16 protein-coding genes and 5 tRNA genes are annotated in these 15,878 nt (G+C 32.0%); 17 read left to right on the forward strand and 4 right to left on the reverse strand.

Annotated elements, in window-relative coordinates; all coding sequences use genetic code 11:
- Positions 1 to 2: 2 nt before the first annotated feature.
- Positions 3 to 1,274: an MFS transporter gene (locus ELQ10_RS04910; RefSeq protein WP_002892040.1), complete on the reverse strand. Its 1,272-nt coding sequence runs from the start codon at positions 1,272 to 1,274 to the stop codon at positions 3 to 5.
- 194 nt (positions 1,275 to 1,468) lie between these two features.
- Between ELQ10_RS04910 and topA the strand changes: the two genes are divergently transcribed.
- The 6 genes from topA to ELQ10_RS04940 all read left to right on the forward strand — a co-directional run bounded on the left by topA (position 1,469) and on the right by ELQ10_RS04940 (position 8,603).
- Complete coding sequence (gene topA, locus ELQ10_RS04915; RefSeq protein WP_134250278.1) at positions 1,469 to 3,571, forward strand: type I DNA topoisomerase; 2,103 nt, start codon at positions 1,469 to 1,471, stop codon at positions 3,569 to 3,571.
- 1 nt (position 3,572) lies between these two features.
- Positions 3,573 to 4,409 (forward strand): biotin synthase, encoded by an 837-nt coding sequence (locus ELQ10_RS04920; RefSeq protein WP_134250279.1) that lies wholly within the window; start codon positions 3,573 to 3,575, stop codon positions 4,407 to 4,409.
- The gene (locus ELQ10_RS04925) at positions 4,390 to 5,565 is read left to right on the forward strand and encodes a cation:proton antiporter (protein WP_134250280.1); all 1,176 of its coding nucleotides are present in this window, start codon (positions 4,390 to 4,392) and stop codon (positions 5,563 to 5,565) included. Before ELQ10_RS04920 ends, ELQ10_RS04925 begins: the two co-directional genes overlap by 20 nt.
- Before the next feature lie 114 nt (positions 5,566 to 5,679).
- Positions 5,680 to 6,948, forward strand: a complete 1,269-nt coding sequence (locus tag ELQ10_RS04930) for a citrate synthase (RefSeq protein ID WP_134250281.1) — start codon at positions 5,680 to 5,682, stop codon at positions 6,946 to 6,948.
- Between the two features lie 80 nt (positions 6,949 to 7,028).
- A complete protein-coding gene (locus tag ELQ10_RS04935) occupies positions 7,029 to 7,793 on the forward strand; it encodes a 3'(2'),5'-bisphosphate nucleotidase CysQ (protein ID WP_002856487.1) in 765 nt (254 codons plus the stop codon).
- A 39-nt stretch (positions 7,794 to 7,832) separates the two neighbouring features.
- Positions 7,833 to 8,603, forward strand: a complete 771-nt coding sequence (locus tag ELQ10_RS04940) for a hypothetical protein (protein WP_072225822.1) — start codon at positions 7,833 to 7,835, stop codon at positions 8,601 to 8,603.
- 23 nt (positions 8,604 to 8,626) lie between these two features.
- On the opposite strand, the gene ELQ10_RS04945 is transcribed toward ELQ10_RS04940, so the two are convergent.
- Genes ELQ10_RS04945 through ELQ10_RS04955 form a run of 3 tightly spaced genes read right to left on the reverse strand, consistent with a single transcriptional unit; the run spans position 8,627 to position 10,541 of the window.
- Positions 8,627 to 9,403, reverse strand: a complete 777-nt coding sequence (locus tag ELQ10_RS04945; protein ID WP_002882236.1) for a UDP-N-acetylmuramate dehydrogenase — start codon at positions 9,401 to 9,403, stop codon at positions 8,627 to 8,629.
- On the reverse strand, positions 9,400 to 9,669 hold the full coding sequence (gene fliQ / locus ELQ10_RS04950) for a flagellar biosynthesis protein FliQ (RefSeq protein WP_002851290.1): 270 nt from the start codon (positions 9,667 to 9,669) through the stop codon (positions 9,400 to 9,402). Before fliQ ends, ELQ10_RS04945 begins: the two co-directional genes overlap by 4 nt.
- Positions 9,670 to 9,680: 11 nt before the next feature.
- Entirely contained in the window at positions 9,681 to 10,541 is an 861-nt protein-coding gene (locus ELQ10_RS04955) for a menaquinone biosynthesis family protein (protein ID WP_002856256.1), read from the reverse strand.
- 105 nt (positions 10,542 to 10,646) lie between these two features.
- On the opposite strand from ELQ10_RS04955, the gene recA reads away from it, so the two are divergent.
- The 11 genes from recA (at position 10,647) to ELQ10_RS05010 (ending at position 15,792) form a co-directional block, all read left to right on the forward strand.
- Entirely contained in the window at positions 10,647 to 11,678 is a 1,032-nt protein-coding gene (gene recA, locus ELQ10_RS04960) for a recombinase RecA (RefSeq protein ID WP_002851424.1), read from the forward strand.
- A complete protein-coding gene (gene eno / locus ELQ10_RS04965) occupies positions 11,678 to 12,922 on the forward strand; it encodes a phosphopyruvate hydratase (protein ID WP_002856489.1) in 1,245 nt (414 codons plus the stop codon). Before recA ends, eno begins: the two co-directional genes overlap by 1 nt.
- Positions 12,923 to 12,987: 65 nt before the next feature.
- Positions 12,988 to 13,191, forward strand: a complete 204-nt coding sequence (locus ELQ10_RS04970; RefSeq protein ID WP_002839177.1) for a hypothetical protein — start codon at positions 12,988 to 12,990, stop codon at positions 13,189 to 13,191.
- Positions 13,181 to 13,843 (forward strand): glycoprotein CgpA, encoded by a 663-nt coding sequence (gene cgpA, locus ELQ10_RS04975; RefSeq protein WP_002866836.1) that lies wholly within the window; start codon positions 13,181 to 13,183, stop codon positions 13,841 to 13,843. The genes ELQ10_RS04970 and cgpA overlap by 11 nt, the downstream gene beginning before the upstream one ends.
- Positions 13,843 to 14,691 (forward strand): DNA ligase, encoded by an 849-nt coding sequence (locus ELQ10_RS04980; protein ID WP_004305825.1) that lies wholly within the window; start codon positions 13,843 to 13,845, stop codon positions 14,689 to 14,691. Before cgpA ends, ELQ10_RS04980 begins: the two co-directional genes overlap by 1 nt.
- Before the next feature lie 42 nt (positions 14,692 to 14,733).
- Positions 14,734 to 14,811: transfer RNA gene (locus ELQ10_RS04985), tRNA-Pro, on the forward strand.
- A gap of 24 nt (positions 14,812 to 14,835) precedes the next feature.
- Positions 14,836 to 14,912 (forward strand) — tRNA-His (locus tag ELQ10_RS04990).
- 4 nt (positions 14,913 to 14,916) lie between these two features.
- A tRNA-Arg gene (locus ELQ10_RS04995) sits at positions 14,917 to 14,993 on the forward strand.
- Between the two features lie 14 nt (positions 14,994 to 15,007).
- Positions 15,008 to 15,084, forward strand: a tRNA-Arg gene (locus ELQ10_RS05000).
- A gap of 5 nt (positions 15,085 to 15,089) precedes the next feature.
- Positions 15,090 to 15,174 (forward strand) — tRNA-Leu (locus tag ELQ10_RS05005).
- 174 nt (positions 15,175 to 15,348) lie between these two features.
- On the forward strand, positions 15,349 to 15,792 hold the full coding sequence (locus ELQ10_RS05010; RefSeq protein ID WP_074469157.1) for a hypothetical protein: 444 nt from the start codon (positions 15,349 to 15,351) through the stop codon (positions 15,790 to 15,792).
- Positions 15,793 to 15,878: the final 86 nt, after the last annotated feature.

The raw sequence follows: 15,878 nt of genomic DNA on the forward strand, positions 1-15,878 counted from the left end.
TGCTAATTTATCCTAGGTTTTTGCTTTAAAAATAAAAACACAATGCATACTATAAAAATTACTATTGACCATATTAAAAAAGCATCTACAAGACCCATTTGTCTAACAATAGGTTGGGAGATAATAGGACTTAAAAATTGTCCTAAAAATATACAACTTGCTAAAATTCCATAAGCCCTAGCGCGAGCATTTTCAGGACAGATTGAAAAAAGATAAGCTGTGTTATTTACAAGCATAATACCTCCACCCATTCCAAGCAAAGCTAAGGCGATTAAAACTGTGAAAAAGCTATCTACTAAAAAAAGCAGCAAAAAAGAACAAGATACGATAAAAAGAGTTAAAACATAGATAGTTTTAATACTTAAGAATTTTATAATATATCTATAGCTTAGAGAGAAAAAACCATAACATAGTGCAGATACAGACATCGAAATACCTATATATTTAGGATCCAATCCTAAATGTTCTTCTATATAGTAAGGAAGTTGAGTTGGCGAAATATAATAAACTACCATGATAAAAAAACCTATAAAATAAATAGGGAAAAATTGCCAATAATTTGTTTTTGCTTCTATTTTTGTATGATTATAGAATTTAAATTTTCTAGGTTCAAAAAGATAAATGATAGCCATTAAGGTAATTAAAATTCCAAGTCCATATACTAAAAAAGGATAACGCCAAGAATAACTCGAAACAAATCCTGCAATAGAAATAAAAACAGCACCCCCTACCGCACAAAAAAATCCTTGAAGACTTAAAGCATTTTCTCTGCGATTAAAGCCACCACGACTATAATAATCTCCAAGTAAAGCCGAAGCGCCTGTCATTATAAAAGCAGTTGCCATACCAAAAATAGCTCTTGAAGTCAGTATAGCATAAATATCATTTAAGAAAAAGCCACTTACCCCAGAAATAGTCCAAACTACCATAGCTGGAAGAATGAATTTTAATTTGCCAAATTTATCCATTAAAATACCAGCAAATGGAGATAAAATGACAACAAAAATAGCAGGGATGGTTAAAACTAAGCGAACAAGTATATCAAGATGAGCTAATGTGAAACTTGAAGCAAGAGTAGCGCCACTTTGGGTTAAAAGTTCTTCAAAATGTCTGTTGATAGCAGGCAGAGCAGATGAAATGACCACGCTTCCTAGCATAGTCATAGCGGCCATAGAAAACACAGCCGCTTTAAATCCGGACTTTTCAGTAATTTGAATTATTTTTTTATCCATTTTCGTGTCATTTGGATGAAATTTATAAGTTTTGCCATTCATAATTTTTGCCTTTTTTGCTTTATTATACTCTAAAAATTATGGTTTGTATTTAAAATTACTTAAAATTATATTTTATTTATTTTGTTATGATAGTTTTGTTTTTAAAATATTTTAGCTTGATTAAAATATATTTTATAAGTAGAATTTTAAATATTTTTAGCTAAATTCAGCTTTTTATTTAACAAGGGTGCAAAATGAAGAAAAATTTAATCATAGTAGAATCTCCTGCAAAAGCTAAAACCATAGGAAATTTTTTGGGAAAAGATTATGAAGTTATCGCTTCTAAAGGACATATTAGAGATTTGCCTAAATCAAGCTTTGGGATTAAAATAGAAGATGATGAATTTATCCCTGAGTATAGAATCACAAGTGATCATAGCGCCTTAGTTAAAGAACTTAAAAGCAAAGCCAAAGATGCCAAAGAAGTCTATCTTGCAACGGATGAGGATAGAGAAGGAGAAGCCATTGCTTATCATATCGCAAAAGCTATAGGAAAAGATGAAAATACCTTGCCACGCATTGTTTTTCACGAAATCACTAAAAGTGCTATAGAAAATGCTTTAAAAAATCCAAGAAAATTAAACATGCACTCTGTAAATGCTCAGCAAACTAGACGCCTTTTAGATCGCATTGTAGGATATAAACTCAGCCCCTTATTGGGACAAAAAATTCAAAGAGGGCTTAGTGCAGGGCGTGTTCAAAGTGCGGCTTTAAAGATCATAGTCGATCGTGAAAAAGAAATTCGTGCCTTTGTACCCCTAGAATACTTTAGTATAGATATGATTTTTCAAAAAGATTTAGATGCAGAACTGGTTGAGTTTGACAAAGCTAAGATAGAAAAACTTACCATTACCAACAAAGATCGTGCTAAGCTTATACTAGAGGCTTGTAAAAATGAAGCTTATGCTATAAGCGACATTGAAAGCAAAGAAAGAAAAATCGCTCCACCGCCTCCTTTTATGACTTCAACCTTGCAACAAAGTGCTAGCAATCGCCTTGGTTTTAACCCTAAAAAAACCATGATGATAGCTCAAAAACTCTACGAAGGAGTAAATACTCACGAGGGCGTGATGGGGGTTATTACCTACATGAGAACCGATAGTTTAAATTTAGCCAAAGAAGCTATAGAAAATGCAAGAAAATTCATACAAACAAATTTTGGCAAAGACTATCTTCCAAGCAAAGCAAATGTATACACTACAAAAGCCAAAGGCGCTCAAGAAGCCCATGAAGCTATACGCCCTACAAATTTAAGTTTTACTCCAGAAATTGCGGCCAAATTTTTAGACAAAGATGAGTTAAAACTTTACACACTTATTTACAATCGCTTTTTAGCCTGTCAGATGAATCCTGCTATCTCTCAAACTCAAAATGTATTTGTAAAAAATGATAGAGCAGTTTTTAAAATAAGCGGTAGAAAAATCCTTTTTGATGGATATTATAAAGTTTATGGTGATATGGATAAGGATAAAATTTTACCAAATTTTAAAATAGGTGAAAATTTAAAAATACAAAATTTAGAAATGAACTCACATTTTACCGAACCACCTTCAAGGTATTCAGAAGCAGGACTTGTAAAAAAACTTGAAAGTTTAGGCATAGGTCGCCCTTCTACTTATGCACCAACAATTTCTATACTTACAAGCCGTGATTATGTAAAAATAGACAAAAAACAACTCATTCCTAGTGATGTTGCTTTTAATGTAACCGAAGTGCTTGAGAAAAATTTTAGCGATATAGTAGATAGTAAATTTACTTCAAACCTTGAAAATACTTTAGATGAAATCGCTGAAGATAAGGCAGATTGGCAAGAAACTTTAAAAGAATTTTACTATCCTTTTATGAGAAAAATCGAAGAAGGAAAAACAAAAATTGCTAGTCAAAAAACTGTCACAAAACTAGGTGAAAGTTGTCCTGATTGTGGCGGGGAGCTTGCTATTAGAAAAGGGCGTTTTGGAGAATTTGTAGCGTGTTTAAATTTCCCAAAATGTAAGTATTCAAGAAATTTAAAAAGTGAAAGTAAAAATGAAAGCGAAAATACTGCCGCAAAAGCTAAAGCTAATGGTACAGGTATTACTTGTCCAAGTTGTCAAAAAGGTGAAATCGTAGAACGCTTTTCAAAACGCGGTAAATTTTATGGCTGTAGTGCTTATCCAAAATGCAATTTTATAAGCAAATACAAACCAAGTGAAGAAAAATGCGAAGAGTGTGGCGAAACTTTAGTGATAAAAGAGCTTAAAAAAGGTACATTCTTAGAATGCTTAAAGTGCAAAATCAAAAAAGAAATGAAGGATTAGAATGCAAATCATGCTTTGTGCTATTTCAAATATAGCGAGTGGAAATTGTTCAGAAGACTGTAAATACTGTACCCAAAGTGCCCATGTAAAAACAGATATTCAAAAATATCGTCGCAAAGAACTTTCACAAATCGTTTTAGAAGCGAAAATGGCAAAGAAAAATGAAGCCTTGGGTTTTTGTTTGGTTACAGCAGGACTTGGGCTTGATGATGAAAAGCTTGAGTATGTTTGTGAGGCTGCTAAGGCTGTGCAAAAAGAAGTGCCTAATTTGCTTTTAATTGCCTGTAATGGTATGGCAAGCGTGGAACAACTCAAAGAACTTAAAAAAGCAGGAATTTTTTCTTATAATCACAATCTTGAAACTTCTAAGGAATTTTTTCCACAAATTTGCACCACTCATACTTGGGAAAGTAGATTTCAAACCAATTTAAACGCTAAAGAAGCAGGACTTATGCTTTGTTGTGGTGGAATTTATGGTATGGGTGAGAGTGAAGAAGATAGACTAAGTTTTAGAAAATCTTTGCAAGAATTACAGCCTTTTTCAACGCCTATTAATTTTTTTATAGCCAATGAAAATTTAAAACTACAAGTTCCAAGACTTAGTGCTGATGAAGCTTTAAAAATCGTGCGTGATACCAAAGAGGCTTTACCGCAAAGCGTGGTAATGGTAGCAGGTGGGCGTGAAGTGGTATTGCAAGAAAGGCAGTATGAAATTTTTCAAGCAGGTGCTGGAGCTATTGTTATAGGGGATTATTTAACCACTAAAGGTGAAGAACCAAGTCAAGATATAGTAAAATTAAAAAAAATGGGATTTACTTTTGCATCAGAGTGTCATTGATCCGCAAGGTTTAATTGATCTAAAAATTCTTATTGTTATAGCTTTATGCTTACTTTTTTCTCCGCATATTGCGAGAATTTTTCGCTTACCTATTTCGGCCACTGAAATTATTTTAGGTGCGGTAATTGCATATTTTGGTTTCATAGGAAAAAGTGAAAATTTTGCACTTTTAGCCAATGTAGGTTTTTATTATCTAATGTTTATAGCGGGTATGGAAGTAAATTTAAGAGCCTTTTTTAATATGGATAAAGAAGTCGCCAAAAAAAGTTTTTTTTATATTTTTTTACTTTACGCTTTATCTTCTCTTATAGTATGGATTTTTGGACTTTCTTTAGTATTTGTTATCATTATACCTGTGATGAGTGTAGGGCTTTTATCTTTGCTTTTTAAGGATTTTGGAAAAGAGTGTTATTGGCTAAATATTGCTATGATAGTGGCTACTTTAGCTGAGGTGATTTCTATTGTGCTTTTGACTATAGCGGGAGCTTTTTTGCGCGAAGGAACAGGTATTATTGATGTAGCGCAAAGTATTTTATATCTTAATATCTTTTTGGGACTTTGTTTGCTCGGATTTAAAATGCTTGGTGTGCTTTTTTGGTGGTATCCTCAGCTTAAAGTTGTGCTTATGCCATGGGAAGATAAAAATGAAAAAGATATAAGATTTTGTATGGCGATTTTTATACTGATCATTGTTGCTATGGTTATTACAAAACTTGAAATCGTTCTTGGTTCTTTTATAGCAGGTTCATTTATAGCTACTTTTTTTGATCATAAAAAAGATCTTGAGCACAAGCTTTCTACTTTTGGACACGGGTTTTTGATCCCTATTTTTTTTATCCATATAGGTTCAACCTTTGATCTTAAAATGATTTTAGATTATAAAATCGTTTTACAAGCATTTTTACTTATGTTTGTTATGGTGGGTTTAAGAATTTTATGTGCAAGTGTTTTTTTAAAAAGAATTGGTTTTAAAAATATGATTTTATTTGGTCTTAGTCATTCTATGCCTTTAACCTTGCTTATAGCAACAGCTACTTTGGGTTATTCGGGCAAGGTTATTGATGAGAAGCTTTATTCAGCACTTATTTTAACAGCGTTATTTGAGGCTATTATTGTTATGAGTATGATTAAATTTCTTTCTAATTCTAAAAAATGAAAGTTACTTTTTTACTCAAAAAAGCAAACAAAATCTTAAAAATTTAATAATAAAAAAACTCATAATCGCCCTTTTTTGTTAGAATTAATAAAAGTAACAATAAAAGGAGCGAAAATGTCAAATTCCGTTACTATAACCGATAATAGAAATGGAAAAAGCTATGAATTTCCTATATATGATAGTACAACTGGGCCAAGCGTTGTAGATATGTCAAGTTTTTATAAACAAACAGGAATGTTTTCTTATGATGAGGGCTTAACTTCTACAGCTACTTGTAAATCAAAAATCACTTATATTGATGGAGAAAACGGAATTTTAATGCACCGTGGCTATCCTATAGAGTGGCTTGCTGAAAACAAACTTTATTTAGATGTGGTTCATCTTTTACTTTATAAAGAACTACCTGATGCTACGCGTCTTGAAGCGTTTCGTTATGAAATGAAAAAACGTTCTTTTATCCATGAAGGTATGCATCGTCTTTTTGATTCTTTCCCTGATAATGCTCATCCTATGGCAGTTTTACAAGGTGCTGTTTCATCGCTTAGTGCTTTTTATCCTGATCATTTAAACATGAATGTAAAAGAAGAATATATGGAAATGGCAGCTAGAATAGTAGCTAAAATCCCTACTATAGTGGCCACCGCTTATAGATATAAACACGGCTTTCCTATGGCTTATCCAAATTTAGATCGTGGTTTTACAGAAAATTTCTTATATATGTTAAGAACCTATCCTTACGATCATGTAGAGCTTAAACCTATAGAAGTAAAAGCACTTGATACAGTTTTTATGCTTCATGCAGATCATGAGCAAAATGCTTCAACTTCAACGGTTCGTGCTGTGGGTTCAACTCATGCTCATCCTTATGCCTGTATAGCAGCAGGTATTGGTGCGCTTTGGGGTCATGCACATGGTGGAGCTAATGAAGGTGTTATTAGAATGCTTGAGCAAATAGGTAGTGTTGATAGGGTAGATGAATTCATCAAAAGAGCTAAAGATAAAAACGATCCTTTCCGCTTGATGGGCTTTGGGCATAGGGTTTATAAAAATTTTGATCCTAGAGCAAAAGTACTTAAAAAACTTCGTGATCAACTTATTGATGAGTTGGGTATTGATACCAATCTTATTAAAGTAGCAACGCGTATAGAAGAGATTGCTTTAAGCGATGATTATTTTGTTCAAAGAGGGCTATATCCGAATGTTGATTTTCATAGTGGACTTATTTTAAAAGCCTTAGGTATTCCAAATGAAATGTTTGCTACTTTATTTGTTATAGGACGCACCCCAGGATGGATAGCTCAGTGGATAGAACAAAAAGAGCAAGAAAGTCTTAAAATAGTCCGTCCAAGACAACTTTATTTGGGTGAAACTAGTAAAATTTAATTAAAATTTTTGTGGAAATTAAAAATTCCACAAAATCTTCTTGTATAATTTTAAAAAATCTTATAGAAAGTCTTATAATCATGCTTAATCTTGATAAATTTTTAGAAATTGCTATAAATGCTAGCAATCAAGCTTCTAAAGCTATTTTAGAAGAGAGAAAAAATTTCAAAACTTGGGAAAAAGAAGATAAAAGCCCACTTACATCAGCAGATCTTGCTTCTAATAAAATTCTAAATGATATTTTAGGTTCTACGGATATTAAAATTTTATCAGAAGAAAAATTACTCAGCAAAGAAGAGTGTGAAGAATTAAAAACTTTTTGGCTTATCGATCCTCTTGATGGAACAAGTGGTTTTTTAAAAGGCAGTGATGAATTTTGCGTTATGGTAAGTTTGGTTCATGACAATCGCCCTGTTTTATCGCTTATACAAAATCCATCAAAAGGTGATATATTCTATGCTCATGCAAAAACCAAGGTTTATAAAAACGATAAACCTTTGCAAATTGACCAGCAAGAATACGAGAAAAACAAATATAAAGCCTTATTGAGTGTTAATCATCTTAGCAAAGAAGATGAAGACTTTGCAAAAGAGTATCAACTAGAAGCTATTAATATAGGCTCTGGATTGAAATTTTGTGCTATTTTAGAGGCTAGGGCAGGAGTTTATAAAAGATTTGAAAAGCTTAATATTTGGGATATTGTAGCAGGAGATTTTTTGATTAATCAAAATGGAGGATTTATGGGGGATTTTTCTAAAAAATACATTTTATATAACCCTTTAAATTATAAATCCAGTCCTTTTATTTGTGTTTCATCTAGGAATTTTTTACAAGATTTTTTATAAAATAAAGAGTATAATTTTATATTTAAATAGTTTATAAGGATGAAGATGAGGTATTGTTTCATTTTGTTTTTAAGTTTAGTTTTAAGTTCTAATCTTTTAGCGAATAATTTTTCTCAGAAAAAGGTTATTAAAATTGAAAAAAGCGCGGATAGTTTTGAAGTAATAGATCTAAACCAAAATGTTGCAAATCCAAATTTAAATCAACAAAAAGCATTGTTTGATAGTTCTACCTTAATTGAAAAAAAATCGCAAATCACCAAAGATAAGGATATTGATTTTGCTATTGTATTAACTTCTAGGAAAAATTTTGGTTATTTTTTAGATGGTTTTAGGGTGAGTGATAAGGAATTTTCTACATTATTTGCTAAAAATTTGATTCAAAGCTTAAAGCTTAATTGGGTTAATTCTGCTGCAAATGGTATTTATCAAAGTCCTAAAACTTTATCATATTTTAGCCCTAAGGATGCAAAACTTATAAATGTAAGTCCTTTTTTAACACAAGAAAAAGATAAGGCTAAAATGTATGCCAAATTTACAGATTATGTTGTGGTGGTAAATTTGCAAGATTTTTATGTAAATATTACAAATTATTTTATCACAACTAGTAAAGAGGGTGTGGCTAATGTTAATTTTAAAATTATTTCTACAAGCAATGGAAAAATTCTTGCAGCAAAAAATGCAGAATTAAATTTGACATTAAAAGATCAAGATGCAAAACAAAATTATCAAGATATTGTAAATCAAATGCCAAAAATGTTAGCTAGTGTTATAGATAATGAAATAAAAAAATTAAAATTAACTATCAATTAATTTAAAGATATATTGAAAAATTTTTAGATAATAATCACTTCATTTTCTAAGTTTATGCCAAATTCTTCAAAGACTTTTTTTCTAGCCAATTCGATAAGAAAAAACGCATCTTCAAAACTTGCATTTTTTTTATTGATTAAAAAATTTGCGTGTTTATCGCTTAACATAGCATCTCCCTTGCTAAATCCTTTAAGCCCTACAGCTTCGATTAAACGTCCTGCAAAGTCGTTTTTTGGATTTTTAAAGATAGAGCCAAAGCTTGCTCCACTAGGTTGATTGCTTCTTGCATTTTTTAAAGCTTCATCTTTAAGGGTATCAAAACCGAAATTTAATTTAAATTCAGCCCAAAAAAAAGGCATATTTAAAGGACAAAAACGATAATCAAAATTTATATTTTCTCTTAGAATTTCGCCTTGAGAAGTAGCAATTTTGATTAAATTTTGACTGATACACTCTCCTTTAAGCCCTGCATTCATTTTCAAAAGCCCACCAAGTGTGCCAGGAATTTTGCTTAAATACTCAAAACCCTTAAGATTATTTTCTTTAGCAAAGCGATATATTTTACTTGATTTTGTTTTGCAGCCTATGCGAAGATGTATAAAATCTTTATTTTGATCTAAAATTTGTATAAAATCAAAACCATCTCCTAAAATTCCTATATTTTTAGGTTTTGGGCTAACTAAAAGGTTATTTGCACCACCTATTAAAAAACCATCAAAATCACAAATTTGATCCAAAACTAAAACTTCAAATTCATTTCCTATACGCACAGAAGAGTATTTTTTAAAATCAATGATCATTTGATAAAAGTTGGAATTTGATTTAGTATATTCTCAGTAAAATCAATCATAGTTGTAGTCATCCAAGGCATTAAAAAGATTAAAATAACCACAACCAAGATGATTTTAGGAACAAAAGAAAGTGTCATTTCATTAATCTGTGTAGTTGCTTGAAAAATACTGATTACAAGCCCTGCAATAAGTCCTGCTAAAAGCATAGGCAAGGAAAGTAAAAGTGTGATTTTAAAGGTTTGCACTCCAAGAGCAACTAAGGTACTTTCGTCCATTTTTATCCTTTTTAAGAATTTCTAGCTTCTTCGTATTCGCTAGGGATAAGATAATCATTTACATGTATGATTTTATCATAAAATTTATAATCATATCCTAGTTTAAAAAGCGTATCTACAGCTAAAAGTTGAGTTTGATTCATGCTAATAGAGTTTTTATTGGCATATAAATTAAGATAAGTATCAAGTTTTTCTTCATTAACACGGATAAGTTTTCTTTCCATAAGCATAGGGGCTAAAATTTTACGATTTGCATCGGCAATTTTTACAGCATTGGTTAAATCTCTTTCGATCTTAATCGCATCGCTTAAAGGCAAAGAGCGACGCAAAGCCATTCCACCTAAAGGCAAAGGTAAATTTTCTTTAGCAAATTCAAGCCATATATCCCAAAGTTCTGCTTCCACGCAAAGACTTTGATCAAATTCTAAAATGCTTTCATGGATCAAAACTCCTGCATCTACTTCACCACTTAAAACTGCATTTTCAATGTCTAAAAAATTCTTATAAATGATTCTTGCTTCAGGGTATTTCATACGAAAAATCAAAGCATTGGTGGTATTTGCTCCACTCAAAGCGACTTTAAAATTTCTTTTTAAATGCGTGTCTTTTTTCTTGATGAGTTTTGGCCCATAACCTTCACCAAAACTCACTGCTGTGCGTAAAAGCGCATACTCAGAAGCGATTAAAGGATAAAGCCCAAAAGAAATAGCCGTAGCATCAAATTCATTTTTCAAGGCAAATTCATTTAAAGTTTGTATATCTAAAGCTGTATTTTCATAAGCAAAATCATTCCCTATCCACCCAAATTTAATAGCCATATACATAAAAATATCATCAGCATCAGGAGAATGTGCAATAGTAATTTTTTTCATCTATGCTTCCTTTAAATCTTTGCTTTAATTCTAGCAAAATAAATCATTATTTAATTTTATTTTGTTAGAATTCTAACTAAAAATTTAGAATTTTTAAGGAAAGTTATGGATGATAATAAAAGAAAATCTCTAGACGCTGCCCTAAAAAGTTTAGATAAAACCTTTGGAAAAGGCACTATCTTAAGACTAGGGGATAAAGAAGTCGAGCAAATCGATAGCATAGGCACAGGTTCAGTTGGACTTGATCTTGCTTTAGGTATAGGCGGTGTTCCAAAAGGAAGAATTATAGAAATTTATGGGCCTGAAAGTTCAGGTAAAACCACTCTAACTCTACACATTATCGCAGAATGCCAAAAAGCAGGTGGAGTTTGTGCTTTTATCGATGCAGAGCATGCTCTTGATGTAAAATATGCTAAAAATTTGGGTGTAAATACAGATGATTTGTATGTTTCTCAACCTGATTTTGGAGAACAAGCCTTAGAAATTGTAGAAACTATAGCAAGAAGTGGTGCAGTAGATCTTATCGTAGTAGATAGCGTTGCAGCACTTACCCCAAAAGCAGAAATTGAAGGCGATATGGGTGATCAACATGTAGGACTTCAAGCAAGACTTATGTCTCAAGCTCTAAGAAAACTTACAGGTATAGTTCATAAAATGAATACCACAGTAATTTTCATCAACCAAATTCGTATGAAAATCGGTGCTATGGGTTATGGTACTCCTGAAACCACAACAGGTGGAAATGCATTAAAATTTTATGCTTCTGTGCGTTTAGATGTTAGAAAAGTAGCAACCTTAAAACAAAACGAAGAACCTATAGGAAACCGCGTTAAAGTAAAAGTAGTTAAAAATAAAGTTGCTCCTCCATTCAGACAAGCTGAATTTGATGTGATGTTTGGAGAGGGTTTAAGTCGCGAAGGTGAATTGATCGATTATGGTGTAAAACTTGATATCGTAGATAAAAGCGGTGCGTGGTTTTCTTATAAAGATAAAAAACTTGGACAAGGTAGAGAAAATTCAAAAGCTTTCTTAAAAGAAAACCCTGAAATTGCAGATGAAATCACAAAAGCAATTCAAAATTCTATGGGAATAGAAGGTATGATCAGCGGTAGCGAAGATGACGAAGGAGAAGAATAATGTTAGTAATTGAAGATGTTAGAGCCTATGAAGTTCTTGATAGTAGAGGAAATCCAACCGTAAAAGCCGAAGTTACGCTAAGCGATGGAAGTGTAGGTGCGGCCATAGTTCCAAGTGGTGCAAGTACAGGTTCAAAAGAAGCCTTAGAATTGCGTGATAATGATGAAAGATTTGGCGGAAAAGGCGTTTTAAAAGCTGTTGCAAATGTCAATGAGACCATTGCAGATGAAATTTTAGGACTAGATGCTTTTAATCAAACTCAACTTGATGATACTTTGCGTGAGCTTGATGGAACAAATAATTACTCAAATTTAGGTGCAAATGCGACTTTAGGCGTATCTATGGCAACAGCTCGTGCAGCTGCAGCTGCTTTGGGAATGCCTTTGTATCGTTACTTAGGTGGTGCAAATGCGAGCATTTTACCCGTGCCAATGTGTAATATCATAAATGGCGGTGCTCATGCAAACAATAATGTAGATTTTCAAGAATTTATGATCATGCCTTTTGGTTTTACTAGCTTTAAAGAAGCTTTGCGTTCAGTTTGTGAAATTTATGCGATATTAAAAAAAGAACTCGCAAATTCTGGACATTCTACAGCTTTAGGTGATGAAGGCGGTTTTGCTCCAAATTTAGCTAACAACACAGAACCTATCGATCTTTTAATGACTTGTATCAAAAAAGCAGGTTATGAAAATCGTGTAAAAATTGCTCTTGATGTAGCAAGTACAGAATTTTTCAAAGATGGTAAATACCACATGGAAGGCAAGGCTTTTTCAAGCGAGGATTTGATCGAACGCTATGTAGAACTTTGTGCAAAATATCCAATTTGCAGTATCGAAGATGGCTTAGCTGAAAATGACTTTGAAGGTTGGATAAAGCTTACTGAAAAATTGGGCAATAAAATTCAGCTTGTAGGCGATGATTTATTTGTAACTAATGAAGATATTTTAAGAGAAGGTATCATCAAAAAAATGGCAAATGCTGTACTTATTAAACCAAATCAAATCGGAACTATTACCCAAACTATGAGAACTGTGCGTTTAGCGCAAAGAAATAACTATAAATGTGTGATGAGTCATAGAAGTGGCGAAAGTGAAGATGCTTTTATAGCGGATTTTGCTGTAGCTTTAAATACAGGACAAATCAAAACAGGAGCCTTAGCAAGAGGTGAAAGAACCGCAAAATACAATCGCTTACTTGAAATTGAACTTGAAAGCGATGAATACTTAGGAGAAAAGCTCTGAGCGATTTACTTAAAGAATACGACGAAAGCACAAGAAAAAAAAGTTTTTATACCCATGTTATAAAAATGATTTTTTGGGCTTTTCTTGTTGTAATTGGAGCGATTTATTTTGGCAATATGTTTTTTGGGCAGTATTCTTTAGATACTTTATTAAGCTTAGAAAATACCAAAGAAGAGCTTAATAAAAAGATTATTTTGCTCAAAGAACAAAATGCTAAAGCACAAAAAGATTATTTTGAATTAAAAGGATTATACCCAAATGAAAACTAGAATTTTGGCAATATTTTTTATTTTTACCTCTCTTTTATATGCTGATGAAAATCCTTTCAAGACAGATCAAAATATAACCTTGGTTGCTCCACCTGAATTTCAAAAAGAGGAAGTTAAATTTAATTCTAGTGCAAGAATTTTAAAAAGCATTACTTTTAATTATATCAATTTAGACGGAAGTGAAGATAAGATCGATTTAGATGTCAATAAAAGTATTGATTGGCACGATACTTATACTATATCAAGATTTAAAAGCCCTGATCCTTCAAAAGTACTTGATGTTTCAGTTACTATACCTGAAAAAAATAGCTCTAAACAAGAATCAAACTCAACAGCCAATGTTGAAATACCTTTACAGGTTGCAAAGATTTATGATTTTATTTCTTACGCGGTTTATAAAAACAAAATAAAACTTAACACTAGTGATGAAATGATCACAGATTTTTCAGTAGGAAATCCAAGCAAAATCGTTATAGATTTTAGATCTAATTTGATTAGCCCTACAAAAAACATACGCCTTAGTAATTCTATTTTTAAACGCATAGACTTTGGATCTCATAAAGGATATTATCGACTTGTAATATATCTTGATGGAACTTATAATTATAATATTCAAAAAGATGCAACTGGATATATGATTAATCTGCTTTGATGAGATTTATTTTTTTAATATGTTGTGCTTGTTTAGTTTTTGCTAATGAAATTTTACTTCTTAGCAAATTCGATAAGCAAGATTTTAACTCTAAAGATTTTAATGCTTATTTGATGAGTGAAAAACTTGATGGGGTGCGTGGAATTTGGGATGGGAAATATCTAAAAACTCGCCAAAATTACAAAATAAAAACTCCTGACTTTTTTACAAAAAATTTCCCTCCTTTTGCTATTGATGGTGAGCTTTGGATAGCAAGAAATAAATTTGATGAAATTTCAGCTTTAATTCGTAGCGGCGATAGCAATTTGACCTTATGGAAGGAAGTAACTTATAATATTTTTGATGTGCCAAATGCTTGCGAAGAATTTCAAATTTCTACTTGCACCCTTAAAAATCGTTTGGCTATTTTAGAAGAGTATTTACAAAAATATCCTAGTGCCTATATAAAAATTATTCCTCAAATTCCAGTTGAAAATCAAAATAATTTAAATCAATTTTACGAAAGCATTATAAAAAATCAAGGTGAAGGTATTGTTATACGCAAAAATTTAAGTCCTTATGAAAAAGGCAGAAGTAAAAATGCTATGAAATTAAAACCCTATGATGATGCAGAGTGTGAGTTAGTAGGATTTCGCAAGGGTAAGGGCAAATTTGAAAATCAAGTAGGTGCCTTACTTTGTAAAATGCCTAATGGACAAATCATTAAAATAGGCAGTGGTTTAAAAGATGAAGATAGAAAAAATCCTCCAAAAATTGGTAGTATTGTGACTTATAAATTTAATGGATTGACCAAAAATTCCTTACCTCGCTTTCCGGTTTTTTTAAGAATAAGAGATGAAAATCCTTGACTTTAAAATTATTTTGTGATAAAATATTTCCTTTTATTTATTCGGGGTGTAGCGCAGTCTGGTTAGCGCACTTGGTTTGGGACCAAGGGGCCGAAGGTTCGAATCCTTTCACCCCGACCATTTTTTATAAATTTATACAAAATGGTGAGTGTAGCTCAGTCGGTTAGAGCATCAGATTGTGGTCCTGAGGGTCGTGGGTTCAATTCCCATCACTCACCCCACTAAGCGCTCGTAGCTCAACTGGATAGAGCGACAGACTTCGGATCTGTAGGTTATGGGTTCGATTCCTATCGGGCGCACCACCAAGATTTTATATGCGTTCATAGCTCAGCTGGATAGAGCAACGGCCTTCTAAGCCGTAGGTCAGAGGTTCGAATCCTCTTGGGCGTACCACTTTAGCGGATGTGGTGAAATTGGCAGACACGCCAGACTTAGGATCTGGTGCAGCAATGCGTGAAGGTTCAAGTCCTTTCATCCGCACCACTTACTTTTATCATTTTCAAACAAGAGTTGATTTCTCATAAATTTTTATTTCATTTTAAAATTTCTTATGATTGTTAGATAAAATGCAAATTTAATTTAGATAAATTTAAAAATTATCTTGCAAAAGATTTGAAAAATAATTAAAATATACAAAATTCAATTCAAGGAGATAAAATGAAAAAATTAGGTTTAGCGTTAGCAGCTTTAGTTGCTTTAAATGTGTCAGCATTTGCAGGGGTTATCACTATACATGATTCTAATTTAGTTAAAGTATCAGGAGGAGATGATGCCTATGCAAAAATAGCTTTAGATAACGCTAAAGAAGAAATGAAAGATGAATTCAATACTGATAACTTAGAAATTTATGCTATAGAAAGTATCAAAAAAGATGATCCGCATGAATATGATGTTATTCAAAGGGGAAGTTTTAAAGTAATGAAACAAGAAATAGCAAAAGGAAAGACTGTTTATTATAATAGATTCTTAGTTGTAGATAGAAAAACAAATTGGGCTTCTGAATGGGATATTGAATGTGATCATCTTGATAGACCTATAAAATTAAGCAATAATGTTAATTGTCGTTCTGGTATCTCTTCAAAGCGCTATAATTTCAAATAATACTTGAAAGCTCTAAAATAATAGAGCTTTCACACCATAAAGGTTTAACTATAAAAAAACATAGTAAGTATAAAATATATCTAAAT

This window comes from Campylobacter sp. US42a (genome assembly GCF_004379055.1).
Taxonomy (GTDB): domain Bacteria; phylum Campylobacterota; class Campylobacteria; order Campylobacterales; family Campylobacteraceae; genus Campylobacter_D; species Campylobacter_D jejuni.